The sequence below is a fragment of the Pseudomonas sp. Arb-4-2C genome (assembly GCF_055755015.1).
The window spans coordinates 5,431,483-5,455,022 of the sequence record NZ_CM146899.1 but is presented as its reverse complement, the minus strand read 5'-3'; the positions used below and the strand labels follow the sequence as shown (position 1 = coordinate 5,455,022).

The 23,540-nt window shown below is 61.5% G+C and carries 24 protein-coding genes; 8 read left to right on the top strand and 16 right to left on the bottom strand.

Annotation, left to right across the window (positions count from 1 at the left end; genetic code table 11):
* Positions 1 to 128 precede the first annotated feature (128 nt).
* The 5 genes from AC0J41_RS24830 to AC0J41_RS24810 form a co-directional block, all read right to left on the bottom strand.
* On the bottom strand, positions 129 to 1,361 hold the full coding sequence (locus tag AC0J41_RS24830; RefSeq protein ID WP_473013845.1) for an MFS transporter: 1,233 nt from the start codon (positions 1,359 to 1,361) through the stop codon (positions 129 to 131).
* Entirely contained in the window at positions 1,354 to 2,331 is a 978-nt protein-coding gene (locus tag AC0J41_RS24825) for a diiron oxygenase (RefSeq protein WP_473013844.1), read from the bottom strand. The genes AC0J41_RS24830 and AC0J41_RS24825 overlap by 8 nt, the downstream gene beginning before the upstream one ends.
* Complete coding sequence (locus AC0J41_RS24820) at positions 2,328 to 3,401, bottom strand: SagB family peptide dehydrogenase (protein WP_473013843.1); 1,074 nt, start codon at positions 3,399 to 3,401, stop codon at positions 2,328 to 2,330. Before AC0J41_RS24820 ends, AC0J41_RS24825 begins: the two co-directional genes overlap by 4 nt.
* 441 nt (positions 3,402 to 3,842) lie before the next feature.
* Positions 3,843 to 5,039, bottom strand: coding sequence for a class I SAM-dependent rRNA methyltransferase (locus AC0J41_RS24815; RefSeq protein WP_473013842.1), 1,197 nt, complete (start codon positions 5,037 to 5,039; stop codon positions 3,843 to 3,845).
* Between the two features lie 162 nt (positions 5,040 to 5,201).
* Positions 5,202 to 5,741: a type 1 glutamine amidotransferase domain-containing protein gene (locus tag AC0J41_RS24810; protein WP_473013841.1), complete on the bottom strand. Its 540-nt coding sequence runs from the start codon at positions 5,739 to 5,741 to the stop codon at positions 5,202 to 5,204.
* A 228-nt stretch (positions 5,742 to 5,969) separates the two neighbouring features.
* On the opposite strand from AC0J41_RS24810, the gene AC0J41_RS24805 reads away from it, so the two are divergent.
* The 3 genes from AC0J41_RS24805 (at position 5,970) to AC0J41_RS24795 (ending at position 8,000) form a co-directional block, all read left to right on the top strand.
* Entirely contained in the window at positions 5,970 to 6,782 is an 813-nt protein-coding gene (locus AC0J41_RS24805) for an HDOD domain-containing protein (protein ID WP_177327356.1), read from the top strand.
* Between the two features lie 12 nt (positions 6,783 to 6,794).
* The gene (gene mutM / locus AC0J41_RS24800) at positions 6,795 to 7,607 is read left to right on the top strand and encodes a bifunctional DNA-formamidopyrimidine glycosylase/DNA-(apurinic or apyrimidinic site) lyase (RefSeq protein ID WP_003229159.1); all 813 of its coding nucleotides are present in this window, start codon (positions 6,795 to 6,797) and stop codon (positions 7,605 to 7,607) included.
* A 69-nt stretch (positions 7,608 to 7,676) separates the two neighbouring features.
* Complete coding sequence (locus AC0J41_RS24795) at positions 7,677 to 8,000, top strand: hypothetical protein (protein WP_025112081.1); 324 nt, start codon at positions 7,677 to 7,679, stop codon at positions 7,998 to 8,000.
* Positions 8,001 to 8,132: 132 nt separating this feature from the next.
* On the opposite strand, the gene AC0J41_RS24790 is transcribed toward AC0J41_RS24795, so the two are convergent.
* The 5 genes from AC0J41_RS24790 to AC0J41_RS24770 all read right to left on the bottom strand — a co-directional run bounded on the left by AC0J41_RS24790 (position 8,133) and on the right by AC0J41_RS24770 (position 12,803).
* Positions 8,133 to 8,384, bottom strand: coding sequence for a YfhL family 4Fe-4S dicluster ferredoxin (locus AC0J41_RS24790; protein WP_003195146.1), 252 nt, complete (start codon positions 8,382 to 8,384; stop codon positions 8,133 to 8,135).
* Positions 8,385 to 8,486: 102 nt separating this feature from the next.
* Positions 8,487 to 8,966, bottom strand: coding sequence for a pantetheine-phosphate adenylyltransferase (coaD, locus tag AC0J41_RS24785; RefSeq protein ID WP_003229157.1), 480 nt, complete (start codon positions 8,964 to 8,966; stop codon positions 8,487 to 8,489).
* 115 nt (positions 8,967 to 9,081) lie between these two features.
* Positions 9,082 to 10,677 (bottom strand): GMC family oxidoreductase, encoded by a 1,596-nt coding sequence (locus AC0J41_RS24780; protein WP_473013840.1) that lies wholly within the window; start codon positions 10,675 to 10,677, stop codon positions 9,082 to 9,084.
* Between the two features lie 121 nt (positions 10,678 to 10,798).
* Entirely contained in the window at positions 10,799 to 11,344 is a 546-nt protein-coding gene (locus AC0J41_RS24775) for a hypothetical protein (RefSeq protein ID WP_025112083.1), read from the bottom strand.
* 28 nt (positions 11,345 to 11,372) lie between these two features.
* A complete protein-coding gene (locus AC0J41_RS24770) occupies positions 11,373 to 12,803 on the bottom strand; it encodes a coniferyl aldehyde dehydrogenase (protein ID WP_473013839.1) in 1,431 nt (476 codons plus the stop codon).
* A gap of 145 nt (positions 12,804 to 12,948) precedes the next feature.
* Here AC0J41_RS24770 and AC0J41_RS24765 point away from each other — a divergent pair, with 145 nt between their 5' ends.
* Both AC0J41_RS24765 and AC0J41_RS24760 read left to right on the top strand, forming a co-directional pair.
* Complete coding sequence (locus tag AC0J41_RS24765; RefSeq protein WP_025112085.1) at positions 12,949 to 13,620, top strand: TetR/AcrR family transcriptional regulator; 672 nt, start codon at positions 12,949 to 12,951, stop codon at positions 13,618 to 13,620.
* Between the two features lie 31 nt (positions 13,621 to 13,651).
* Positions 13,652 to 14,506, top strand: a complete 855-nt coding sequence (locus AC0J41_RS24760) for a sulfurtransferase (RefSeq protein WP_473013838.1) — start codon at positions 13,652 to 13,654, stop codon at positions 14,504 to 14,506.
* A gap of 113 nt (positions 14,507 to 14,619) precedes the next feature.
* On the opposite strand, the gene AC0J41_RS24755 is transcribed toward AC0J41_RS24760, so the two are convergent.
* The 6 genes from AC0J41_RS24755 to AC0J41_RS24730 form a co-directional block, all read right to left on the bottom strand.
* Positions 14,620 to 15,459, bottom strand: coding sequence for an AraC family ligand binding domain-containing protein (locus AC0J41_RS24755; RefSeq protein ID WP_473013837.1), 840 nt, complete (start codon positions 15,457 to 15,459; stop codon positions 14,620 to 14,622).
* A complete protein-coding gene (locus tag AC0J41_RS24750; RefSeq protein ID WP_473013836.1) occupies positions 15,456 to 16,451 on the bottom strand; it encodes a hydrolase in 996 nt (331 codons plus the stop codon). Before AC0J41_RS24750 ends, AC0J41_RS24755 begins: the two co-directional genes overlap by 4 nt.
* 63 nt (positions 16,452 to 16,514) lie before the next feature.
* Positions 16,515 to 17,126 carry a 16S rRNA (guanine(966)-N(2))-methyltransferase RsmD gene (gene rsmD, locus AC0J41_RS24745; protein ID WP_025112089.1) on the bottom strand — a complete coding sequence of 204 codons (612 nt, stop codon included), beginning with the start codon at positions 17,124 to 17,126 and terminating at the stop codon, positions 16,515 to 16,517.
* Positions 17,126 to 18,613: a M16 family metallopeptidase gene (locus AC0J41_RS24740; RefSeq protein WP_473013835.1), complete on the bottom strand. Its 1,488-nt coding sequence runs from the start codon at positions 18,611 to 18,613 to the stop codon at positions 17,126 to 17,128. The genes rsmD and AC0J41_RS24740 overlap by 1 nt, the downstream gene beginning before the upstream one ends.
* Positions 18,606 to 19,961 carry a M16 family metallopeptidase gene (locus AC0J41_RS24735; protein WP_025112091.1) on the bottom strand — a complete coding sequence of 452 codons (1,356 nt, stop codon included), beginning with the start codon at positions 19,959 to 19,961 and terminating at the stop codon, positions 18,606 to 18,608. The genes AC0J41_RS24740 and AC0J41_RS24735 overlap by 8 nt, the downstream gene beginning before the upstream one ends.
* Positions 19,962 to 20,113: 152 nt before the next feature.
* Positions 20,114 to 20,308 carry a hypothetical protein gene (locus AC0J41_RS24730; protein ID WP_025112092.1) on the bottom strand — a complete coding sequence of 65 codons (195 nt, stop codon included), beginning with the start codon at positions 20,306 to 20,308 and terminating at the stop codon, positions 20,114 to 20,116.
* Here AC0J41_RS24730 and ftsY point away from each other — a divergent pair.
* The 3 genes from ftsY to ftsX are packed head-to-tail and all read left to right on the top strand — an operon-like array spanning position 20,307 to position 23,535.
* On the top strand, positions 20,307 to 21,845 hold the full coding sequence (ftsY, locus tag AC0J41_RS24725) for a signal recognition particle-docking protein FtsY (protein ID WP_473013834.1): 1,539 nt from the start codon (positions 20,307 to 20,309) through the stop codon (positions 21,843 to 21,845). The two genes, AC0J41_RS24730 and ftsY, sit on opposite strands and share 2 nt — an antisense overlap.
* Positions 21,842 to 22,513, top strand: coding sequence for a cell division ATP-binding protein FtsE (gene ftsE / locus AC0J41_RS24720; RefSeq protein ID WP_003229148.1), 672 nt, complete (start codon positions 21,842 to 21,844; stop codon positions 22,511 to 22,513). The genes ftsY and ftsE overlap by 4 nt, the downstream gene beginning before the upstream one ends.
* Positions 22,510 to 23,535, top strand: a complete 1,026-nt coding sequence (ftsX, locus tag AC0J41_RS24715) for a permease-like cell division protein FtsX (RefSeq protein WP_025112094.1) — start codon at positions 22,510 to 22,512, stop codon at positions 23,533 to 23,535. Before ftsE ends, ftsX begins: the two co-directional genes overlap by 4 nt.
* Positions 23,536 to 23,540: the final 5 nt, after the last annotated feature.

Below are 23,540 nucleotides of genomic sequence, written 5' to 3'. Positions count from 1 at the left end.
GAGCTCATAAACCCGCCGGGGGATGAATGGCGATGAATCAGCCGATTCTACACCGCTGGCGTCCGGAGGGAATGGCGCAAAGCATTGTTCCAGTGCCGACGGTGCGTGTGGCATGACGACCGGCAGGCTCAATCGCCGCCCGTGGGGGCGATGGCACTGCTTTCGATGACTCTGGCGCGACGATTGATCCGCTTGTTCAACGCCAGTGCGATGCAACTGAGCAGGACAAAACAGTAACCGAGGGTTGCTTGAAGGTTGCTCGGGCTCAGGCTGATCAGGGCGCTGATCAAACCGCCACAGATGAAGATGATCGTACTGCCGGCCGATGCCGCAGTGCCGGCGTTTTCCGGGAACAGGCCCATGGCTCGCGAGGTGGCGGCCGGGCGCGCAATGGTGGTGCCCGCAGTGCAGATCAGCATAGGGATCAGTACCGTGACGGGTGAGAGCGCGAAGTGCTGCGACAGGAACAGCATCACCAGCCCCGCCAGCAGGATCATGCTCAAACCCGCGACGATCTGGTGCGCGGAGCTGATGCGCAGGCTCAGCAGCGCAGCGGCAATCCCGCCAACGATATAGGCCGCACCGTAGACCAGCAGGATCAGCGAATACTCATAGGCCGACAGCTGCAGTTGATCCATGAAGATCAGTGGCGAGATGACGATGAACGAGAAATGGCAGGCAAACGCAAATGCGGATATGAGCCAGTAACCGACGAACTCGAAATCGCCCAGCACTCGGCGATAGGCATTGAGGAAGTTGAGCGGCGTGTTGCGAACGACGCGATGACTGTTCTCCAGAAAAAACCAGGCCTTGACCAGTACAGCTGCCGCCAGCGCAGTGAATACCCAGAAGCTGCCACGCCAGCCGAGAGTGGCTTGCAGAAAGGTGCCGGCCAGCGGCGACACTGAAATGAAAATTCCGGTCGCGGTCACCATCAGGATGCGCAAGCGGTCGCGCTCCTCACCCTCGAACAGATCCTGAACCAGCGCCTGGGACAGCACGAAGCAGCCACACCCCAATGCCTGCAGCAACCGGAACGCCAGAAAGAGAGTGTAGTCGCGGGTCATGGCGCAGCCGAGCGCCCCCAGCATCGACACACCCATGCCTGCGAGCAGCAATCCTTTACGGCCGATCACATCGGAGAGTGGCCCGATCAACAGTTGCGCGAACGCAATCCCTACGGCGAACAGGCTGATCGACAGCGCAATGTCCGCCGGGGAACTGCGAAAGTGTTCGGCCAATGCGGGGAACGAGGGCAGCAGCACGTCCAGAGGAAACACCCCAAGCAGGACCATGGCCAGCAGAAGACTGACGGCGCCGCGTTTTTGTCGGGCAGTAGCGGTGTTTACTCGGTCATTCATCGATCAGGCCTGCCTTGGCAAAAAGTTTGCGGTTATGCGGCAGCGCAAAGAACCCTGCCTGCTCCAGTGCATGCAGCGTCGCGCCGGCGCCTGAGCGCGCTCGTTGCCGGTTGGCCTGTGCGGTCGCCAGGCCGCTGACAATCTGCGCCACATCGGTTTCTGCAATGCCGACGCCCCGCAGACTCTGTCGCAGCCAGCGTTCGTCCACTTCGAAGAAGATCCCGATGGCGTCCAGCAGGGTTCTGGCGGTGAAGGTGCGCTGGCGGCTGTTCAGGGTCAGCCACAAATAATGGAACACTTCGCTGAAGTAACGACTGTGGCGGGCCTCGTCGCTCAGGTGATCACGCAACATGCTGTTCACGCTGCTGACCAGAGTTTCGCGGCAAACCTCCAGCAACTCCCGGGCAATGATGGTTTCGGAGACGAAGCCGAGCACAAACCACGCCAGCGGACGTTGGCTCTCGGTTGTGCGGGCAATCAGGGCGTTCATTCGGGTGATTCGCAAGGGCATCACCGGACGTTCGACGAAACCATGCAAGTCGGCAATCTGGCTGGCCAGTCGATCAGAGAACAGCGCGTGGTAGCCCTCATCCGTGTAGAGCTGCAGTGCAGCAGTTTTCATCCGTGGCGGAATGTAGGCCGGCAACTCGCCGTGGACGATGGTTTCCACAGCCCGGTTGACGATGCGGTGTTCGAGCAGGGTGGTGTAGTCAAGAAAATGCACCAGATGGTTGGCAGTCAGGCGATGCATGACGGTTGTACCTGCGGCCTGAATGGCGGGGTGCGCCAGATACGGCAGGAAGGCCGGCGGGAACCAGAAACGGGTTTGCAGTTGTTGCTGCACGTCTTGCGGTAGCTGGTAGTCGTTTTGGCTGGTGCGTACCGAGGCACTGGTGTTCCAGTCGCCGAGGGTAAACCGGAGCGCCCAGGAAACCGGCGCCGAAGTCGAATCTGCCAAGGGGGCCGTCATGCTTGCGTCTCCTGGAGCAGATCCTGCATTTCCTGGCACATCGCCTGACCGTCACTCGCGCCGCAACCGACAAAGAACAGCGGCTGCTCGGCACTGCCTTCGATGCCCAGCAGGGTTTCGACCTGCTGATCGCCGAATGCCCCTGTCAGCCAGGTATTGAGGCCCAGAGCCGTGGCCACCAATTGGAATGATTGGGAAAGGTGGCCAGCTTCGACGAAGGCCATGCGGTAGGCCCGGGAGTGTTGATACTTCCACCAGAGCTTGTCGAAACGCGCGGTGATGAACAGCCCCAACGGCAAGTTATTGATGAAATGTTGCCCAGCCAGAAGCTGGCCCAACGCCGACTCGGGCAATGGACCGACCGGACTCAAGGCGTGCTCGGCCGGGTGATAGGCGTAAATGCCCGGTGCCAGGCCGCTGACGTTCTGCACCAGTACAAAACCTTCGCAGGCGTTCAATCCGCCACCCGACGGGCTACTGCGTCGGGCGCCGAGGCCTTGGGCGATGCTGGCGTCGCGATCGTTTTCACGTTCGTCTAGATAACCCAGCGAGAGATACAGCAGCGTGGCAACGGTTTCGAGGGTGATTGCTTCGCCGGTAAACGCGCGACAGGTCTTTCGCTGCAGCAGCGCATTGCCCAGGCTGCTTTCAGTCAATGTGGCGGGGGACGGCAGCATGATGCGTCGTTCGACGCCCGGAACCGGGCGCTCCCTGTCAGGAGCGTCTGAGGCCAGCACTTCATTGCAGTGATCCAGGTATTGTCGGGACCATTCATGGATATTCTGCGGCACGTTTTCACAGGGAATGTTCTGTGTGCCGATATGGTAGATCTTCGATAACTCGTCCCAGCCCCATTCGGGACTGTTTATCTTTGTAATGGTTAATATTTTTGCATTTGATAGTTGTGTGTCTATGGTGTTGCAGTGATCAAACAAGCTTGGGTTGTGAATAAGTTCTGCAAGTCTCGATGAATAATCGATATCGAGTTCATGTTGGGTGTGTTCTTTGTAGTTCCAGACAATAAGTCCGGGTGTGCGCGGCAGTATGAATAAATAAGGATTTATGTGCATGTTGGCTCTTCGCTCTGGACAAAGTCGAAAGGACGCTGGGGTGCCGGCACTCCCCAGCGTCCACCTTACTTAGCGGGTTTTAGGGGCGACCAGAAAAGCCAGGTTTGCGATTTTGTTAGCTTCCAGAGTAATTGCTTTCATAGTATGAACTCCATGTTCAGTGATATTGGGTATCACCTCGTGGTGACAACTTAATCATAGTTTGTAATGAGTTATTGGCAAGTGATTATTAAGTAGGAAAATTCCAGTAATTTTGTCAGAGTGGTCGCGTGGTCAAAGCATATTTGTAAGTTATAGAGTGTTAAATCGAATGCGCAGGGAAATTTCCTTCAATTGTTCGAGAAGTTATGTGTAGGACGATAGAGAGAGAACAGGCATTCGGCGACGTTGCATCGCCAGACAACAAGCGGGGAGCCCTTGGGCTCCCCGTTTTTGTGCCAATCAGCTGTTAGGCAGCAGGCGGCAGGTGATGCTCTTGATGTAGCGGGTTTCGGCGATGGCCGGGTGGATCGGGTGATCCGGGCCTTGACCGCCGCGTTCGAGCAGCTGGATGTTACGGTCCAGATGACGGGCGCTGGTCAGCAGGATGTTCTGCAGATCATCTTCCGGCAGGTGCATCGAGCACGAAGCGCTGACGAGGATGCCGTCCTTGGTGAGCAGGCGCATGGCTTGCTCGTTCAGGCGACGGTAGGCGCCTTCACCGTTTTTCATGTCTTTCTTGCGTTTGATGAACGCTGGCGGGTCGGCAACGATCACGTCGAAACGCTCTTCGCTGGCCTTGAGCTCTTTCAAGGCTTCGAACACGTCGCCTTCGATGCAGGTCATCTTGTCGGCGAAGCCGTTCAGCGCAGCGTTGCGTTCAACGCCGTCGAGGGCGAAGCCCGACGCGTCGACGCAGAACACTTCACTGGCGCCGAACGCCGCCGCCTGCACGCCCCAGCCACCGATGTAGCTATAGAGGTCGAGGACGCGTTTGCCTTTGGCGTAGGGAGCCAGGCGGGCGCGGTTCATGCGGTGGTCGTAGAACCAGCCGGTTTTCTGGCCTTCGATGACCGGCGCTTCGAACTTCACGCCGTTCTCTTCCAGTGCCACCCACTCCGGCACCAGGCCGAACACGGTTTCGACGTAACGGTTGAGGCCTTCGGCATCACGGGCGGCAGAATCGTTCTTGAACAGAATGCCGCTTGGCTTGAGCACTTGGGTCAGTGCGGCGATCACGTCGTCTTTATGCGCTTCCATGGTCGCCGAGGCGATCTGGACCACCAGGATGTCACCGAAACGGTCGACCACCAGACCTGGCAGCAGGTCGGAGTCGCCGTAGACCAGGCGGTAGAACGGCTTGTCAAACAGGCGCTCGCGCAACGACAGGGCCACGTTCAGGCGGTGCACCAGCAACGATTTGTCCAGCGGCAGTTTGATGTCGCGCGACAGCAGACGCGCGCAGATCAGGTTGTTCGGGCTCATGGCGACGATGCCCAGCGGCTTGCCGCCGGCGGCTTCGAGAATCGCCTGATCGCCGGCCTTGAAGCCGTGCAGTGGCGTGGCGGCCACATCGATTTCGTTGCTGTAGACCCACAAGTGGCCGTTGCGCAGGCGACGGTCGGCGTTGGCTTTGAGGCGCAGGCTAGGCAGGGACATGACGTCGCTCCGGAAAAAAGAGCGGGAGTATACCGTGTTGGGACTGGTGCCGGGATTGGAGAGCGATGAAACGCTGATGACGCCTTCGCGAGCAAGCCCTCTCCCACATTTGCACGCTTTCCAATGTGGGAACGAGCCTGCTCGCGAAAGCGATTTTGAATGCTACGCCGACAGCGCGCTGATCAGCTCCTTGCTGAACGCCGGAATATCGTCGGGCTGGCGGCTGCTGATCAGATTGCCATCCTTGACCACTTCTTTGTCGACCCAATTGGCCCCGGCATTCACCAGATCATCCTTGACCGTCTTGTAGCTGGTCATGGTCTTGCCGTTGACCAGCCCGGCGGAAATCAGCAACCAGCTGCCATGGCAGATCACCGCAATCGGTTTGCCGGCGGAGGCTCCGGTCTTGACCAGGTGCTGGGCATCCTGGTCGATGCGGATGGTGTCGGAGTTCTGTACGCCGCCCGGCAGGACGATCGCGTCGTACTGCTCGCTGCTGGCGCCTTGGAACGTCTGGTTGACCTTGAAGTCGTCCGCCGGCTTGTCGTGGTTCCAGCCTTTGACCTTGCCGGCCTCGGCGGAAAGGATGTCGACCTGGGCGCCGGCTTGCTCCAGTGCCTGCTTGGGACCGGTCAATTCGACCTGTTCGAAACCGTCTGTTACCAAAATGGCGATGCGTTTGCCGTTGAGGGAAGTGGCCATCGATAAGCTCCTGAGTCTGCGGGAATTTGCCGCCGCACGGGATCGGGGTGATCCCTTGGGCATTACAGATTCCGAAGCCGTGGCCTGAATGAAAGTTCCTGACAATTGCCCACTGGTGTGTCGTCGCGCGGTTTTTAGAGGTTAGAATCGCCGCCTGTCCCAGAGTGTGTACTTATGTCCCAAGAGCTGACCACCGAACAGATTCAACAATCCCTGCAAGGCATCAGCGTGCCCGCGCAGCCGCAGATCATGGTGGATCTGCAAATGGAGCAGTACATGCCCGACCCGGACCTGGAGGTGATCGCCAAGCTGATCTCCCAGGATCCTGGCTTGTCCGGCTCGCTGCTGAAAATCGTCAATTCGCCTTATTACGGCCTGAGCAACAAGATCACTTCGATCCAGCGCGCGGTGAATCTGTTGGGCAGCCGCTCGATCATCAACCTGATCAACGCGCAGTCGATCAAGGGCGAGATGAACGACGACACCATCGTCACCCTCAACCGTTTCTGGGACACCGCCCAGGACGTGGCGATGACCTGCCTGACCCTGGCCAAGCGCATCGGCACTCAGGCCGGCGATGAGGCCTATGCCCTGGGCCTGTTTCACGATTGCGGGGTGCCGTTGATGCTGCAACGGTTCCCCAACTACATGTCGGTGCTGGAAAAGGCCTACGCCAATGCCAGCGCAGAGTGCCGGGTGGTGGACACTGAAAACGCCGAGTTCAACACCAACCATGCAGTGGTCGGCTACTACACCGCCAAGTCCTGGCGCCTGCCGGAGCACGTCAGCGCGGCCATCGCCAATCACCACAATGCACTGGCGATTTTCAGCGATGAGTCCTCGCGCAACAGCCAGCTGAAAAACCTGTTGGCGATCCTCAAGATGGCCGAGCACATTTGCGCCTCCTATCGGGTACTGGGTAACCAGACCGAGGATTTCGAATGGAACGCTGTCGGCCCGCTGGTACTCGATTACGTGGGGCTGTCGGACTACGATTTCGAAACGCTCAAGCAAACGATCCGCGACCTCGGCGCGCATTGATTCGAGGATGCCATGCCTGAACTGCCGGAAGTCGAAACCACCCGCCGGGGCATTGCCCCGCACCTGGAAGGCCAGCGCGTCAGCCGGGTGATCGTACGTGATCGCCGGCTGCGCTGGCCAATCCCCGAAGACCTTGATGTGCGCCTGTCCGGGCAGCGCATCGTGTTGGTCGAGCGGCGGGCCAAGTACCTGTTGATCAATGCCGAGGTCGGCACCTTGATCAGTCATCTGGGGATGTCGGGCAACCTGCGTCTGGTAGAGGTCGGGCTGCCGGCGTTGAAGCATGAGCACGTCGATATCGAGCTGGAGTCCGGGCTGGCCCTGCGCTACACCGATCCGCGGCGCTTCGGCGCGATGCTGTGGAGCACCGATCCGCTCAATCACGAACTGCTGATTCGCCTCGGGCCGGAACCGTTGACCGATCTGTTCGACGGCGAGCGCCTGTTCCAGCTGTCGCGCGGGCGTTCGATGGCGGTCAAACCGTTCATCATGGACAACGCGGTAGTGGTCGGTGTCGGCAACATTTACGCGACCGAAGCCCTGTTCGCTGCCGGGATCGACCCGCGCCGCGAGGCCAAGAGCATCTCCCGGGCGCGTTATCTGAAGCTGGCCATCGAGATCAAACGCATCCTCGCCGCTGCCATCGAGCGTGGCGGCACCACGTTGCGTGATTTCATCGGTGGCGACGGGCAGCCGGGGTATTTCCAGCAGGAGCTGTTCGTTTATGGCCGTGGCGGTGAGCACTGCAAGGTCTGCGGCACCGGCCTGCGCGAAGTGAAGCTCGGTCAGCGGGCCAGTGTGTTCTGCCCGCGCTGCCAGACCTGAAGCAAAAAGCTGAAAAGGTCCTACGGTCTATAGTGAGTTGTCTCACTGTTCAGCCCGAAGGATCGTGCCATGAAGCCCCTGCAAGTCCTGCTCATTGCGCTGCTGTTGTGTTCCAGTCTGCCGACCCGGGCGACGGAGGGCGGCAGCGGTGACCCACGCTACGCGATTCAGAACCCTCCGGCCTACGCCATGATTGGCGATTTGCTGATCGCCCGACCGTTGCTGGTGGTGGCGACGGTTCTGGGTGCGGGGGTGTTTGTGGTGTCGTTGCCGTTTACCGCGCTGGGTGGCGGGGTGGGCGATGCGGGGCAGGCGTTGGTGGTCGACCCGGCGAAAGCAGCGTTCGTGCGCTGTCTGGGGTGTACGGGGGAGGGGTTCGAGCAGCGGGAGTGAGCTGATCCCGTTGTGCGGTGTTGTTGGCGGCCCCTTCGCGAGCGAGCCCGCTCCCACAGTTTGAAATGCATTCCAATGTGGGAGCGGGCTTGCTCGCGAAGAGGCCCGGAAGCGCGCTACAAAACGGCCAGATCAGGCCTTGCCAGTAATCTTGCGGTACTTCTCCATCAACTGTTCTTCAGTCTCCGGATGCGCTTCGTCCAGCGGAATGCAATCCACCGGGCAGACCTGCTGGCACTGCGGCTCGTCGTAGTGGCCGACGCACTGGGTGCACAGGTTAGGGTCGATCACATAGATCTCTTCGCCTTGGGAAATGGCGGCGTTCGGGCACTCGGGTTCGCAGACGTCGCAGTTGATGCAATCGTCGGTGATGATCAGGGACATGCTAACTCCAGCCGGGGCGGCAGGCCCGGGCGCTATAAATCAATGCGCGTAATTGTGCCGCATTGGCGCCCGCAGTGCACGCGGGCGCCGTTTGAACGGTCGTTACTTCTTGAAGCGCAGGGTCAGGGCATCGGCCACGGCCGGGTGCACGAACTTGCTGATGTCGCCGCCCAGCGCCGCAATTTCCCGCACCAGGGTCGAGGAAATGAACGAATAGCGTTCGGACGGCGTGAGAAACAGGCTCTCTACGTCCGGGGCCAACTGGCGGTTCATGTTGGCCAGCTGGAATTCGTATTCGAAGTCCGACACCGCGCGCAGACCACGCAGGAACACATTGGCGTTCTGCTCTTTGGCGAAATGCGCCAGCAGCGTCGAGAAGCCGACCACTTCCACGTTCGGCAGGTGTTTGGTGACCTCGCGAGCCAGTTCGACCCGTTGTTCCAGCGGGAACAGCGGGTTTTTCTTGGGGCTGGCGGCGACCGCAATGATCACGTGATCGAACAGGCGCGAGGCGCGTTCGACCAGATCGCCATGGCCCTTGGTAATAGGGTCGAAGGTACCTGGGTACAACACTCGGTTCATCGCGTCGTCCTGGCGGGAGTCCGTTGGGGAGTCGGATGGTATCGCAGCCGTCCCGGTCGGCCAAGTCGCCTGTTGGGTAAGAAAGCACTATAGACGACGCGATAAACCGGTTTTTTCACGGATTTCTCAGCCGATCGGCGAGGGCCGTCGCCAGTTGTGCGGTCAGCCCGTACACCGACAATTGCGGGTTGGCGCCAATGCTGGTGGGGAACAGCGAGCCGTCGTGAATCGACAGATTGCTCAGTTGGTGATGCCGGCCGAGGCTGTCGGTGACCGCGCTTTTCGGGTCTTCGCCCATTGCACAACCGCCCATCACGTGGGCACTGCCAAGGCGTGTGCGGTACAGCTCAAGGCTCAAACTGTCGATCAAGGTGCGGGCTTCGGCCAGGGTTTTCACGTAGCGCGCATCGGCGTGCATCGGCATCACCGCTTTGGCGCCGCCGGCAAACTGGATTTCGGCCATGCTGTGAAAGGCGCGGCGCAAGCCTTCCCAGGCGTAAGGCGAGACCTGGTAGTCGAGCACCGGCGAGCCGTCGCCACGCAACTCGACGCTGCCGCCGGGGCTGTCCGGGTGGAAACCGTCGCGCAGCAGCGCGAGCATCGCGTGGGTGCGCGGCAGGTCAGCCATGTGTTCGGCGTTCTGCTGGCCAAAGCCGCCCAGCAGTGTTGCTGCCAGAGCCGGCTGCAGCGGTGGTACTTCGAGTTTGTAGCCCATTGGGCCGCTGGTGCCGTCCTTCCATTGGAAATGATCCGAGTAGATCGACTGCGGCGCGCCGTAGAACGGATTGATCACTTCGTCGAAACGCCCGGCGGACATGTTTACCAAGTGCAGGAAGGTGCGTTTGCCGAGGCGCTGATGCGGGTCCGGCGCGTCCGAACGCAAAAGCAGGGCCGGGCTGTTGATGCCGCCACCGGCCAGCACGTAATGCTGCGCCTTGACCGTGATTTTGTACCCGGTCGGTGAGACGCAGCGCTCGTCCATTGCCACGCACTGCAGGCCGGTGATTTTGTCGCCGTTGATCAGCAGTTTTTCCGCACGGGCCAGGTACAGCAGCTCGCCGCCCTTTTCCAGCGTCGCGGGAATGGTGGTGACCATCATCGACTGCTTGGCGTTGGTCGGGCAGCCCATGCCGCAATAGCCGAGGTTCCAGCAACCGCGCACGTTGCGCGGGATCACGTGCCAGCTATAGCCGAGTTGCTCGCAGCCCTTGCGGATCACGTCGTTGTTGGCATTGGGTGGAACCCTCCACGGTGCGACGCCCAGGCGCTGCTCCATTTTCTCGAACCACGGCGCCATCTCGGCCGGACTGTGGCCTTTGACGTTGTGCTCTCTGGCCCAGTGTTCGAGGGTCGGCTCCGGGGTGCGAAAGCTCGATGTCCAGTTGATCAGCGTGGTGCCGCCCACCGCGCGGCCCTGGAGGATGGTGATCGCGCCGTCCTTGCTCATGCGGCCGATGCCTTCCTGGTAAAGGCTGCTGTAAGCCTTGTCCTCGAGCATCTTGAAGTCGGAACTGGTCTTGAGCGGGCCTTCTTCGATCAGCAGCACTTTGTAGCCGGCGGCGCTGAGGATTTCTGCCGTGGTGCCGCCACCGGCACCGCTGCCGATGATGGCCACGTCGGCTTGCAGCGTCAGGTCGTCGCTCAGTTGTGCGCCGTTGTAGGTTTTCCAGCCACGGGCGAGGCCTTCGCGGAACGGGTCGGGTACAGGCATCGATCAGGTTCTCTTGTTCTTGTTGTTCTTGTGGGCCCCTTTGCGAGCAAGCCCGCTGCCACAGGGGAATGCATTTCAAAATGTGGGAGCGGGCTTGCTCGCGAAAGGCGCGGCGCCGATTTCAGACGGTAGGCGGTCCCGGGTAGCCGCAATGCCCCCACGAATCTGCGCGGGTGTACCAGGCCATCATCACCATTTGCTGCAGGGAACTGTGGCCCATGCGCAGCAGGCTCAATGAGCTGTTCTGCCAGCGTTCGAGGAAGTGGCGCATCGCCTCGGGACTGGCGTTTTCCCAACTGCCCCAAATGCCCGTGAGCGGCCCGCGGGTGACCGCCATGCCGAGCACGTCGAACAACTGCCGAGTGAGTTTGAGCATCTCCGGCGACAGGTGATCGAGGCTGTAGTCGAGCGACTTGAGGGTGCCATCGATGGCAGCGGGCATTTTTTCGCTCGCCACGGCGCCGTCGAGCATCACCGGAATCAGGGCGCGCAGGAACAACAGGTCGCCGTCGCGCAAAGCGACGAAGCCGCTGGCTGCGACACTCGATGAGCAGCCACTGAGGCTGGCGCCAAGGCCGGCGGTAGCGAGAAACGCAGTGGCGCCGAGGCTGAATTTCAGCAGACCACGGCGCGACAGGGCAGGTGTTTCGGTCAGGCTTGGGTGCATCGTTGTTATTACCCGGCGGTGACGACGATTAGCGGATGAACAGCTTCTGGATCAGTTTCTGAATCGATTTGCCGTACGGCGGGTAGATCAGTTTCGCCGCGTTGAAGCGCTGTTTGATCAGCACACCCTTGGCCTTGCTGAAGGTCAGGAAGCCTTCGTGGCCGTGATAGTGGCCCATGCCCGACGGGCCGATGCCGCCGAACGGCATGTCGTCCTGCGCCACATGCAGCAGGGTGTCGTTCAGGCACACGCCGCCGGAGTGGGTTTCGTGCAGTACGCGGTTCTGTTCGCGCTTGTCGTAGCCGAAGTAGTAAAGCGCCAGCGGACGAGGCCGCTGATTGATGTAGGCAAATGCCTGGTCCAGATCCTGGTACGGCACGATCGGCAGCAGTGGGCCGAAGATTTCATCCTGCATCACGATCATTTCGTCAGTGACGTTCAGCAACAGGCTGTGCGGCATGCGCCGGCCCTGACCCTGGTCGAACAGCGGGATCAGCAGCGCGCCCTTGCTGGTGGCGTCGCTGACATAACTGTTGAGCCGGGCCAGTTGGCGCTCGTTGATGATCGCGGTGTAGTCCGGGTTGTCGGCGAGGGTCGGGTAGAAGCTGTTGACCACCTGACGATAGGCTTCGACGAACGCGCCGACGCGGTCTTGCGGCACCAGCACGTAATCGGGGGCGACGCAGGTTTGTCCGGCGTTGAGGGTTTTACCGAAGGCGATGCGTTCGGCGGCGTCTTTGAGCGGTACGTCGCGGGAGACGATGGCCGGGGATTTGCCGCCCAGTTCGAGGGTTACCGGGGTCAGGTTTTGCGCCGCAGCGCGCATCACGTGTTTGCCGATGCTGGTGGCGCCGGTGAACAGCAGGTGGTCAAAGCGCAGACAGGAAAACGCCACGCCGATGTCCGACTCGCCGAGCACCACGCACACCAGGTCTTCGGGGAAAATCCGCGCGAGTAGAGCCTTGAGCAGCAGGCCGGTGGCGGGCGTCGATTCGCTGAGCTTGAGCATCACCCGGTTGCCCGCCGCCAGTGCGCCGACCAGCGGGCCGATGGCCAGATACAACGGGTAGTTCCACGGGACGATGATGCCGACCACGCCGAGTGGTTGATACACCACTTTCGCTGACGCCGGCTGAAAGGCCATGCCGACTTTGCGCCGCGAGGACTTCATCCAGCCCTTGAGGTGCCGACTGGCGTAATGAATGCCGTGCAGGCTGGGCATCAGCTCGGCGAGCAGGGTTTCATCGGCGCTGCGATGGCTGAAATCCGCGCTGATAGCGTCGATCAGGGCCTGACGCTCATCGCTGAGCAAGTCGCGCAATGCCTTGAGCCATTGCTGACGCTGGGCCGCTGGTGGCATCGGGTTGGCGGCATAGGCGGTGCGCTGTGCCGCGAACAACCGGTCAAGCTCTTCCAGCGGCTGTTGCAGCGTTTGCAGGTAAGCAATGTCGGCAGTCATCGTCTGCTCCGGATTTATTGTAGTGAGGACTTTTTAGAGTCTATGCTCTACAAAGTCAAATGACTTCCCGACACAGCTTTGTTTTATCCATTTCCGGTTAGGTCGTAAGATGCCCCTCACCGCACTCTGAATTAAAGCTCAAGCCATGGCCCCACGAATAAAAACCAGCGAGCGCATCGTGCAGAACAGCCTCGAACTGTTCAATCAGCAGGGCGAGCGCAGCATCAGTACCAACCACATTGCGGCCCACATGGAGATTTCTCCGGGCAACCTGTACTACCACTTCCCCAACAAGCAGGCGATCATCGCTGTACTGTTCAGTGAGTACGAAAGCCTTGTGGACAGCTTTCTGCGCCCGCCGCAGGGGCGTGCCGCCACGGTCGAAGACAAGCGCTATTACCTCAAGGAACTGCTGTCGGCGATGTGGGGCTATCGTTTTTTGCATCGCGATCTGGAACACCTGCTCGACAGCGACCCGGACCTGGCGGCGCGCTACCGGCGTTTCTCCCAGCGCTGCGTGATCCAGGGCATGGCGATCTACGAGGGATTTGTGGCGGCCGGCATTCTCAAGATGGATCGGGTGCAGATCGAATCCCTGACGATTAATGCCTGGATCATCCTCACCTCCTGGGTGCGCTTTCTGTGCACCACCCGGGAAAACTCCAACCACCTCAGCGAGCAGGCCATCAAGCGTGGCGTGTATCAGGTGTTGGTGCTGGAAGCCGGGTTCGTCACCGATCAGGCCCGTGAAGAGGTGAATGCCTTGTTCGACGAGTTTTACGTGCCGCTGGCCCAGGCCCTCGAGGAAGGGCAGTAACCCATTTCGAAGTCGCTCACAGGAGTCCGTTATGCCGATTGCGCAACTGATCAGCCCGAACGCACTGGATGCCCGCAAGGAGCAGCCGGGGCTGGTGATTCTTGATTGTCGTTTTGCCCTCGAAGACCCGGACTACGGGCAGCGCAGCTATGCCGAAGGGCACATTGCCGGGGCCCGTTTCGCCGACCTTGAGCGCGACCTCAGTGGCACGGTCATCAAAGGCGTGACCGGACGCCATCCGCTGCCTGAGCCGGCGGCGTTGATCGAACGCCTGCAAGCCTGGGGCATCGATGCCGACAGCGATGTGGTGCTTTACGACGACGGCCCCGGCGCCTACGCGGCCCGGGCCTGGTGGTTGCTGGCGTGGCTGGGCAAGCGCGACGGCGTGTTCATTCTCGACGGCGGTCTCAAAGCCTGGCACGCAGCCGGTCTGCCGCTGAGCCTGGATGCGCCAGCGGTCAGCCGGGGCAACTTCAGTGGTCAGCCGGACCTGAAACTGCTGCTGAGCGCCGAGCAATTGCAGCAACGCCTCGCTCAGCCGTCGCTGACGTTGCTCGACGCCCGCGCCTTGCCGCGCTTCAAGGGTGAGGTGGAGCCGATCGACCCGATTGCCGGGCACATTCCCGGTGCGCAATGCGCGGCGTTTACCGAGAACCTGGGTAGCGACGGGCGCTTCCTGCCGGCGGATCAGCTCAAGCAGCGGTTTGCCGCGAAACTCGGTGATCGCTCGCCTGCGGAACTGGTGGCTTATTGCGGTTCCGGGGTGACGGCGTGTCACAACCTGTTTGCGCTGTGCCTGGCGGGTTATCCGTTGGGTACGTTGTATGCCGGGTCGTGGAGTGAGTGGATCAACGAGCCTTCCCGCGGGATCGCCACGGGCGAATAACCACTGCCAATCCCCCCTGTGGGAGCGGGCTTGCTCGCGAAAGCGGTGCGTCAGCAAACATCACTGTTGACTGACGCACCGCTTTTTCGCGAGCAAGCCCGCTCCCACAAGGGTTAATCGTCATCGATAGATTGTCGGGCGCTGCGATACGCCGCCGGCCCCACGCCATACACCTGCTTGAACTGCCGGCTCAGATGACTCTGATCGGCGAAGCCCAACTGCATGGCGACCTCCACCGGCAGACAACCGTGCTGCAATAAACCCCGTGCAGTGGCGATGCGCTGCTGCATCAGCCAAGTGTGCGGCGGCATGCCGGTGGCGCGGCGAAATACCCGGGCGAAGTGGAAGGGCGACAGGTTCACCGCCGCGGCCAGTTCTTCCAGCGACGGCGGCGCGGCCAGTTGCGCATGCAACAACTCCTTGGCCAGCACCACCGCGCGGTGTTCCTTGCCCGGCTTGCCGTTGATTTGCACTGCCGCATGGCGCTGCAACAGCAGCATCATCATCTCGCGCCACACCGTCTGCTGTTGCAGCGCGCTGGCCGGACTTTCCAGCAGGCGATGCAACTGACAGAAACCGTTGACCAGATCCGGGTCGCGGTACAGCGTCGCGCCAAATGCCGGCAGTGGCGCGGTGGGCAGTTCCAGTTCCTCGAGCAAGGACACGATCTGCCCGGTGTCGGGGTAAAACGCCCGGTACAGCCAGCCGTCCTCGGTGCCTTTGTGGCCGGTGTGCAATTCGTCCGGGTTGATCAGCACCAGGGTGCCGCTGCCAGCCAGGTGTTCGGCGCCGCGATAGCGATAACGCTGGGCGCCGGCCATGATCATGCCGATCACGTAGCCGTCGTGGACGTGCGGGGCGAAGCGATGATCGATGTAGCGTGCCGACAGCAACTCGACCCCGGCCAGTGGCGCGGTTTGCCAGAAACGGATCGACTCGCCCTGATCGCTCATGGCGTCACGCCGGCCAGCCATTGCGGGATGCGCCGTTCCAGGTAGTAACCAGGCTGGCGGAAGGTGCCATCGACAAACCCGACATGCCCACCCTTGGCCTGCAGCTCGAACTGCGTAGTGGCGGACAACTCCTCGGCCGTCGGCAGACTGTGGGGGAATACGAAGGGGTCGTCGGCGGCCTGAATGATTAACGTCGGCGTGCGGATCTCACCGAGAAAGTAGCGACTCGATGCCCGGCGATAGTAGTCCTCGGCATCGGTGAAACCGTGCAGCGGCGCGGTGACACGGCCATCGAAGTCCCAGAAGGTGCGCATGTTCTCCAGCGAGCCGAGCGCCGCCAGTGCCGCCAGGCCATCCGCACGGCCGTCGTGCTGGAACTGGCGTTGCTTGTTCTTGATGTAAGCGACCATCTCACGCATGAAGTGCGCCTGATAGACCTTGGAGAAACCCTGGCCGATGCGGTCGGCACATTGATCGAGGCGAAACGGCACCGACACGGCGACCGCACCGAGCACGCAGCTGTCGCTGCCGGTTTCTCCCAGATGCTTGAGCAGCACGTTGCCACCCAATGAATAGCCGACCGCATACAGTGGTGCTAGCGGCCGTTGGGCGCGCAGATGTTTGATGGCTTCGGCGAGGTCTTCGCTGGCGCCGGAGTGGTAGCTGCGCGGTAGCAGATTGGGTTCGCCGGAGCAGCCGCGCCAGTTTAGCGCGACACTGGCCCAGCCCTGCGCGGCGAGTGCAGCCTGGATCCCGACAACATAAGGCGAATTGGACGAGCCGGTCAGCCCGTGCAACACCAGCACCAGAGGCGCCTCGGCGCTGTGCGGGCCATGCCAGTCGAGATCGAGGAAGTCACCGTCGTCCAGCCATAGGCGTTCGCGCTGGCGGTCAAGGTGTACGGTGTTGCGCCACAGCGGCCCCCACAAGGTTTGCAGGTGCGGATTGCCGAGGCCGAAGGCGGGGCTGAAGCGTTCTGAAGAAGCGGGCACGATGGTTCTCGATGCAGCGTGGCGAGCCTCGGTTGAGGCGCGCCACTTGTTCAGGCCAGTCGGTTAACCGGCGATCTCTGCCATACGTTGCCACAACGCGTAGTACACCCGCCCGGATTTCTGCTCGCGGTGCAGGCGCCAGTTGCCCGGCAGGCCCAGCGTCGAAGGCGCGGTCTCGCTTTCAGTGTAGATCCACGAATCGGGCGCGAGCCATTGGCGTTCTTCCAGCAGGGTGCAGACGGCTGGCAGCAGGTTCTGGTTGAACGGCGGATCGAGAAACACCAGGTCGAACGGCGTGGCGACCTGGGTTTCCAGATAGCGCAGAGCGTCGGCGGTCTGCACCTGACCGTTGGTGCAGCGCAGGGTGCCGAGGTGTTCCTTCAGACTCGACACGGCGATGTGGCTGGCATCCAGCGCCTGCCCCATGGCCGCGCCACGGGACAGAGCCTCAAGAAACAGCGCACCACTGCCGGCGAACGGATCCAGCACTTTGGCGCCGGCTACATACGGCGCGAGCCAGTTGAACAGGGTTTCACGCACGCGGTCCGGCGTCGGGCGCAGGCCCGGTGCATCGGGGAAGCTCAGTTTGCGGCTGCGCCATTCGCCGCCGATGATGCGCAGTTGGTTCACACCGTTGTGGACGTTCTGCGCAGGTTTTTTAGGACGAGTAGCCATTAATGCTCCGGAACCCCGAGCGGTTGCTCGGCAGGTTTATCAGATGGGGCCGGTAACGGCTTTTGCGGCACGGTCGGGCCAGCGCTGACGATGACCATTTTGTCCGTGCTCAGGTGTTTGTTCATCGCGTCTTTGACCTGCTCGACAGTCAGGCTCTGGGACTGACGCATGAAGTCATCCAGATAGCTCAACGGCAGATTATAGAAGCCCATGGCGCCCAGTTGGCCGACGATATCGGCATTGCTCGCGGTGGACAGCGGGAAGCTGCCGGCCAGTTCGCGCTTGGCGTCGTCGAGTTCTTTCTGGGTCGGGCCGGTCTTCAGGTAATCGGCAAGCACGTCCTGCACCAGTTTCAGCGTGCCTTCGCTCATTTCCGCGCGGGTCTGCAGGTTGATCATGAACGGGCCACGGGCCTGCATCGGGCTGAACCCGGAGTAAACGCCGTAAGTCAGGCCGCGCTTCTCGCGCACTTCGCTCATCAGACGGGTGCCGAAGCCGCCGCCACCGAGGATCTGGTTGCCCATCGACAGCGCTGCGTAGTCCGGGTCGTCACGGTCGATGCCCAGTTGCGCGAGCAACAGGTTGGTCTGCTTGGACGGGAACTCGATGTGGCCGATGCTCGCCTTGGGTTCCTGCGGCTGAGCGATCTTCGCCAGCGCCGGGCCTTTGGGCAGGGCGCCGGAGACCTGATTGGCAATCACCTCGGCCTCGGCGCGAGACAGGTCGCCGACCAGCGCGATCACCACGTTGCCGGCCGCATAGGCCTTGGCGTGGAACTCACGCAGCTGCGCCAGGGTGATCTTCGGTACGCTCTGCGCATTGCCGTCGCTGGAATGCGCGTACGGGTGGTCGCCGTACAAACGCGACATCAGCTCGAGGCTGGCGAGTTTGCCGGGGTTCTGTTTCTGGTATTCGAAACCGGCGAGCATCTGGTTCTTGATGCGCGCAAAGGAATCGGCCGGGAACGTCGGTTTGCCCACGACTTCGGAAAACAGCTTGAGTGCCGGCTCGCGTTGTTCGGCGGCACTCAGGCTGCGCAGCGAGGCCAGCGCCATGTCTTTATAAGCGCCGTTGCCGAAATCCGCGCCCAGGCTTTCGAAACCCTGGGCGATGGCGCCAACGTCCTTGCCGGCCACGCCTTCGTTGAGCATGGCATTGGTCAGGATTGCCAGGCCCGGTGCGTTGCCGTCCTGGCTGCTGCCCGCGGCGAAGATCAGGCGCATGTCGAACATCGGCAGTTCGTGGGCTTCGACGAACAGCACTTTGGCGCCTTCGGCAGTGTTCCAGGTCTGCACATCGAGCTTGCGACTGGCCGGAGCCTTGCCGTCGAGTTCGGCCAGCGATTGCAGCTTCTGGCTGGTCTTGGCGTTATCCAGCGCTTCGCTGGCGTCGGTTTTGGCGCCGGGCATCAGGTAAAACGCGGCGGAGCCGATCACCGCAACGGCGATCAGGCCGAGCAGCAGGCGTGGGGATTTGCGCTCACTCATGAGTCGTCTCCAGTGGCAGGACGTGGGCGACGCTGAGACGTTCGCGGGTGAAATACAGCTTGGCGGCGTTCTGGATGTCTTGCGGGGTCACGCTTTCCAGATCGGCCAGTTCGGTGTCCATCAGTTTCCACGACAGGCCTACGGTCTCCAACTGGCCGATGGCTGTAGCCTGGCTGGTGATCGAATCACGTTCGAAAACCAGACCGGCGATCACTTGTGCACGCACGCGCTCCAGTTCTTCGGCGGACGGCGCGGTGGTTTTCAGCTGTTCCAGCAGTTTCCACAAACCGGCCTCGGCTTGCGCCATGGTCTTTTTCTTCTGGGTGTTCGGTGTCGCCGACAGGGTGAACAGGCTGTCACCCCGAGTGTAGGCGTCGTAGCTCGACGAACCGCCGGAAACCAGCTCTTCGCCGCGCTCCAGTTGCGTCGGGATGCGTCCGCTGTAGCCGCCGTCGAGCAGCGCCGAGATCAGACGCAGGGCGTTGACCGAGCGCTTGTCTTCAGCGGTGGCGATGCTTGGCACGTTGAAACCGAGCATCAGGCTGGGCAGTTGGGTCTGCACATGCAGGGTGATCTGGCGTTCGCCAGGTTCGGCCAGCTCCAGCGGTTTCTTCGCTGGCGGCACGTCACGCTTGGCGATCGGTCCGAAGTAGCGCTGGGCGAGGGTCTTCACTTCGTCCGGGGTGACGTCGCCGACGACCACCAGCGTGGCATTGTTCGGCACATACCAGGACTGATACCAATGACGCAGCTCTTCGACCTTCATCCGGTCCAGGTCAGCCATCCAGCCAATGGTCGGCGTGTGGTAGCCGCTGGCTGGGTAAGCCATCGCCTTGTAGCGCTCGTAGGCCTTGGACATCGGCTTGTCGTCGGTGCGCAGGCGGCGCTCTTCCTTGATGACTTCGATTTCCTTGGCGAACTCGTCAGCCGGCAGGCGCAGATTGGCCATGCGGTCGGCTTCCAGTTCAAACGCCACGCCCAGCCGGTCGCGGGCCAGTACCTGGTAATAAGCGGTGAAGTCGTCGCTGGTGAAGGCGTTCTCTTCGGCGCCCAGATCACGCAGGATCAGCGAGGCTTCGCCGGGGCCGACTTTTTCGCTGCCCTTGAACATCATGTGCTCAAGCGCGTGGGACAGACCGGTCTGGCCCGGGGTTTCGTAGCTGGAACCGACCTTGTACCAGACCTGCGACACCACCACCGGCGCGCGATGGTCTTCGCGCACGACGACCTTGAGGCCGTTGTCGAGGGTGAATTCGTGAGTCGGTTGCGGGTCGGCCGCCAGGGCCGAAAGGGGCAGGCAGACTGTGCTGAGCAGCAGGCCTGCAGCGCGGCGGGCTAGAGCATTCATTCGTTTTTTAACCTGTTGGGCTGCCCGCTTGGTCTTAGCCTAGGCGGGCGAGGAGGTGCTAGGATACTGATCCGTTTTACTGGCGGCCACGCCTATCAGGCCACTGATCGGTCTATAGGTTGTATGGGTTTCCGGCAGAAGCTTTGAGTTTGTCAGCTAAACTCTGCGTTTTCGCCGACGATGCCGTTCCAGTCCTTCGTATTAATCGACCTTTGAGGTGCCTGTGGCGCCTCGACAAAATGTTGCGCGTGAACAAGCTGGATGAAACACAGTCTGTTCTGCATCGAATATTTATTTGCCGGGGCGCCCTTATGGCGCGTCGCTACCGTGAGATAGCCGTCCTCCATGTTTGGTTCCAACGACGACAAGAAGACCCCAGCTGCGGCTGGCGAGAAGAAAAGCCTGTTCGGATGGCTGCGTAAGAAACCGCAGGAACCCGTCGTCGAACAGCCGCCTGCGATTCCTGAGCCAGCCCCGGCGCCAGTAATAGAAGAAGAGCCGGCGCCGATCGTTCTACCGATTGCCGAGCCGGTGCTGCAGCCGGCTGAACCTGCGCCAGAGCCTGAAGCGCCGGTGGCGGCTGAATTGCCGCCGATTCCGGCGGCTGAGCCGTGGCTGACCTTGCCGGTAGCGGAAGAGCCGGTGGCATTGGTCGAAGAGGCCGCGCCGCACATCACGCCAGTGATTCCTGCGCCTGCCGCGTTGGTGCCTGAAATTGCCCCAGCGCCGGTGGTTGAGCCGGTTGTCGAGCCTGCGCCGATTGTTGCCGAACCTGTTGCTCCGGTGTTTGTTGCCCCGGTTGTACCGGTCGTCCAACCCGCCGAGCCTGCACCTGCACCTGCACCTGCACCTGCACCTGCACCTGCACCTGCACCGGTTATCGCTGCGCCAGCCGCGCCGGTTGAGTTGGTGGCTGAAACTCCGGTCGACGCCCCGCGCACCGAAGCAACCAAAGCCGGTTTCTTCGCCCGCCTCAAACAAGGCTTGTCCAAGACCAGCGCCAGCATCGGCGAAGGCATGGCCAGCCTGTTCCTCGGCCGCAAAACCATCGACGACGATCTGCTCGATGACCTCGAAACCCGTCTGCTGACCGCTGACGTCGGTGTCGAAGCCACCACGCAGATCATCCAGCGCCTGACCCAGAAGGTTGCCCGCAAGGAACTGGCCGACGCCGAAGCGCTGTACAAATCCCTGCAGGCCGAGCTGGCCGCGATGCTCAAACCGGTCGAACAACCGCTGAAAATCGCCTCGCAGAACAAGCCATTCGTGATTCTGGTGGTTGGCGTCAACGGCGCTGGCAAGACCACCACCATCGGCAAACTGGCGAAAAAGCTGCAACTGGAAGGCAAGAAAGTCATGCTCGCCGCCGGTGACACGTTCCGCGCCGCTGCCGTTGAGCAACTGCAGGTCTGGGGCGAGCGCAACAAGATTCCGGTGATCGCCCAGCACACCGGTGCTGATTCGGCTTCGGTGATCTTTGACGCCGTGCAGGCCGCCAAGGCCCGTGGCATCGACGTGCTGATCGCTGACACCGCCGGTCGTCTGCACACCAAAGACAACCTGATGGAAGAGCTGAAGAAGGTGCGCCGGGTGATCGGCAAGCTCGACGCCGACGCGCCGCACGAAGTGCTGCTGGTGCTCGACGCCGGTACCGGCCAGAACGCCATCAACCAGGCCAAGCAATTCAACCAGACCGTCGAACTGACCGGCCTGGCGCTGACCAAGCTCGACGGCACCGCCAAGGGCGGGGTGATTTTCGCCCTGGCCAAGCAGTTTGGCCTGCCGATCCGCTACATCGGCGTCGGTGAAGGCATCGACGACCTGCGTACCTTTGAGGCCGAACCCTTTGTCCAGGCACTGTTTGCCGAGCGGGAGCGTTCATGATTCGTTTCGAACAGGTCGGTAAACGCTACCCGAACGGTCACGTCGGCTTGCATGAGCTGAGCTTTCGAGTCCGTCGTGGCGAGTTTCTGTTTGTCACCGGCCACTCCGGTGCCGGTAAGTCCACGCTATTGCGCCTGTTGCTGGCGATGGAGCGACCGACCAGCGGCAAGCTGCTGCTGGCCGGACAAGACCTGAGCACCATCAGCAACGCACAGATTCCGTTTCTGCGCCGGCAGATCGGCGTGGTGTTCCAGAACCACCAGTTGCTGTTCGATCGCACGGTGTTCAACAACGTTGCGCTGCCGTTGCAGATTCTCGGGCTGTCCAAGGCCGAGATCGCCAAGCGTGTCGATTCGGCACTGGAGCGCGTGGCGCTGTCGGATAAAACCGATCTGTACCCGGGCGACCTGTCCACCGGTCAGCAACAGCGCGTCGGCATCGCCCGCGCCATCGTTCACCGCCCGGCTCTGCTGTTGGCGGACGAACCGACCGGTAACCTCGACCCGCGTCTGGCGGCCGAGATCATGGGCGTGTTCGAAGACATCAACCGCCTGGGCACCAGCGTGCTGATCGCCAGTCACGACCTGGCCCTGATTGCGCGCATGCGGCACCGCATGCTGACCCTGCAGCGCGGCCGATTGATCGGCGACGGGGAGGCCGGCGTATGAGTGCGACACGCAGTCCGAAGGTTTCCGAGCGCGTGGCCCCGAAGGCCGCTGACCCGCAACCGCCGAAGAAGAAAAAACACGACGATGACGACGGCCCTGACTTCTCCACGCTGTTGCGTTCGTGGATCGAAAGTCACCGCGCCAGCCTGCTCGACAGCCTGCGTCGCCTCGGCAAGCAGCCTATCGGCAGCTTCTTCACCTGCATGGTGATGGCCGTGGCGTTGAGCTTGCCGATGGGCCTGTCGCTGCTGATCAACAACGTCGAGCGTCTCGGCGGCTCTTGGCAGCGTGCGGCGCAGATTTCGCTGTATCTGCAACTGGACGCCACGCCGGATCAGGGTGAGTCGTTGCGCGAACAGATCAAAGGCATGCCCGGTGTGGCTGATGCTGAATATGTCGGCCGCGATCAGGCGCTGGAGGAGTTTCAGCAGCAGTCCGGTCTGGGCGAAGCCCTGCGCGAACTCCCGGAAAACCCGCTGCCGGGCGTGGTGCTGGTAACCCCGAAGGAGGTCGACAAGCCGACTCTGGAAGCATTAAGACAAAAACTTTCCGAGCTGCCCAAGGTACAACAGGCGCAACTTGATCTAGTCTGGGTCGAGCGTCTGGCCGCCATCCTCAAGCTCGGCGACCGGTTTGTCTTCGGTCTGACGGTGTTGCTGGTTTCTGCATTACTTTTGGTGATAGGCAATACCATTCGTCTTCATATTGAAAACCGCCGCACAGAGATAGAAGTGATTAAACTCGTCGGCGGCACCGACAGCTACGTGCGTCGTCCTTTCCTTTATATGGGCGCGTTGTATGGCTTCGGTGCGGGGGTTCTGTCCTGGGGGGTGCTGGCGTTCGGCCTTAACTGGCTGAATGACGCGGTAGTTGGACTGGCCGGCTTGTACGGCAGTGATTTCGCGCTGGCCGGAGTGCCAGTTGCCGACGGTCTGTCGCTCTTGCTTGGCGCGGTGCTGTTGGGTTATATCGGTGCATGGATTGCAGTCGCACGTCATCTCAGGGAGCTGGCGCCGAAGTAGAATCT

Excerpts from the sequence above, each read along its gene's own strand:
- AC0J41_RS24730 (WP_025112092.1), bottom strand. The coding sequence starts at position 20,308 with ATGGAGGACGGCTATCTCACGGTAGCGACGCGCCATAAGGGCGCCCCG.
- coaD (WP_003229157.1), bottom strand. The coding sequence starts at position 8,966 with ATGAACCGAGTGTTGTACCCAGGTACCTTCGACCCTATTACCAAGGGC.
- AC0J41_RS24810 (WP_473013841.1), bottom strand. The coding sequence starts at position 5,741 with ATGGCCACTTCCCTCAACGGCAAACGCATCGCCATTTTGGTAACAGAC.
- rsmD (WP_025112089.1), bottom strand. The coding sequence starts at position 17,126 with ATGGCTACTCGTCCTAAAAAACCTGCGCAGAACGTCCACAACGGTGTG.
- AC0J41_RS24755 (WP_473013837.1), bottom strand. The coding sequence starts at position 15,459 with ATGAGCGATCAGGGCGAGTCGATCCGTTTCTGGCAAACCGCGCCACTG.
- AC0J41_RS24790 (WP_003195146.1), bottom strand. The coding sequence starts at position 8,384 with ATGTCCCTGATCATCACCGACGATTGCATCAACTGCGACGTCTGCGAA.
- AC0J41_RS24735 (WP_025112091.1), bottom strand. The coding sequence starts at position 19,961 with ATGAATGCTCTAGCCCGCCGCGCTGCAGGCCTGCTGCTCAGCACAGTC.
- AC0J41_RS24820 (WP_473013843.1), bottom strand. The coding sequence starts at position 3,401 with ATGCACATAAATCCTTATTTATTCATACTGCCGCGCACACCCGGACTT.
- AC0J41_RS24825 (WP_473013844.1), bottom strand. The coding sequence starts at position 2,331 with ATGACGGCCCCCTTGGCAGATTCGACTTCGGCGCCGGTTTCCTGGGCG.
- AC0J41_RS24795 (WP_025112081.1), top strand. The coding sequence starts at position 7,677 with ATGAAGCCCCTGCAAGTCCTGCTCATTGCGCTGCTGTTGTGTTCCAGT.
- AC0J41_RS24815 (WP_473013842.1), bottom strand. The coding sequence starts at position 5,039 with ATGTCCCTGCCTAGCCTGCGCCTCAAAGCCAACGCCGACCGTCGCCTG.
- ftsY (WP_473013834.1), top strand. The coding sequence starts at position 20,307 with ATGTTTGGTTCCAACGACGACAAGAAGACCCCAGCTGCGGCTGGCGAG.
- mutM (WP_003229159.1), top strand. The coding sequence starts at position 6,795 with ATGCCTGAACTGCCGGAAGTCGAAACCACCCGCCGGGGCATTGCCCCG.
- ftsX (WP_025112094.1), top strand. The coding sequence starts at position 22,510 with ATGAGTGCGACACGCAGTCCGAAGGTTTCCGAGCGCGTGGCCCCGAAG.
- AC0J41_RS24830 (WP_473013845.1), bottom strand. The coding sequence starts at position 1,361 with ATGAATGACCGAGTAAACACCGCTACTGCCCGACAAAAACGCGGCGCC.
- AC0J41_RS24765 (WP_025112085.1), top strand. The coding sequence starts at position 12,949 with ATGGCCCCACGAATAAAAACCAGCGAGCGCATCGTGCAGAACAGCCTC.
- AC0J41_RS24760 (WP_473013838.1), top strand. The coding sequence starts at position 13,652 with ATGCCGATTGCGCAACTGATCAGCCCGAACGCACTGGATGCCCGCAAG.
- ftsE (WP_003229148.1), top strand. The coding sequence starts at position 21,842 with ATGATTCGTTTCGAACAGGTCGGTAAACGCTACCCGAACGGTCACGTC.
- AC0J41_RS24740 (WP_473013835.1), bottom strand. The coding sequence starts at position 18,613 with ATGAGTGAGCGCAAATCCCCACGCCTGCTGCTCGGCCTGATCGCCGTT.
- AC0J41_RS24775 (WP_025112083.1), bottom strand. The coding sequence starts at position 11,344 with ATGCACCCAAGCCTGACCGAAACACCTGCCCTGTCGCGCCGTGGTCTG.
- AC0J41_RS24780 (WP_473013840.1), bottom strand. The coding sequence starts at position 10,677 with ATGCCTGTACCCGACCCGTTCCGCGAAGGCCTCGCCCGTGGCTGGAAA.
- AC0J41_RS24770 (WP_473013839.1), bottom strand. The coding sequence starts at position 12,803 with ATGACTGCCGACATTGCTTACCTGCAAACGCTGCAACAGCCGCTGGAA.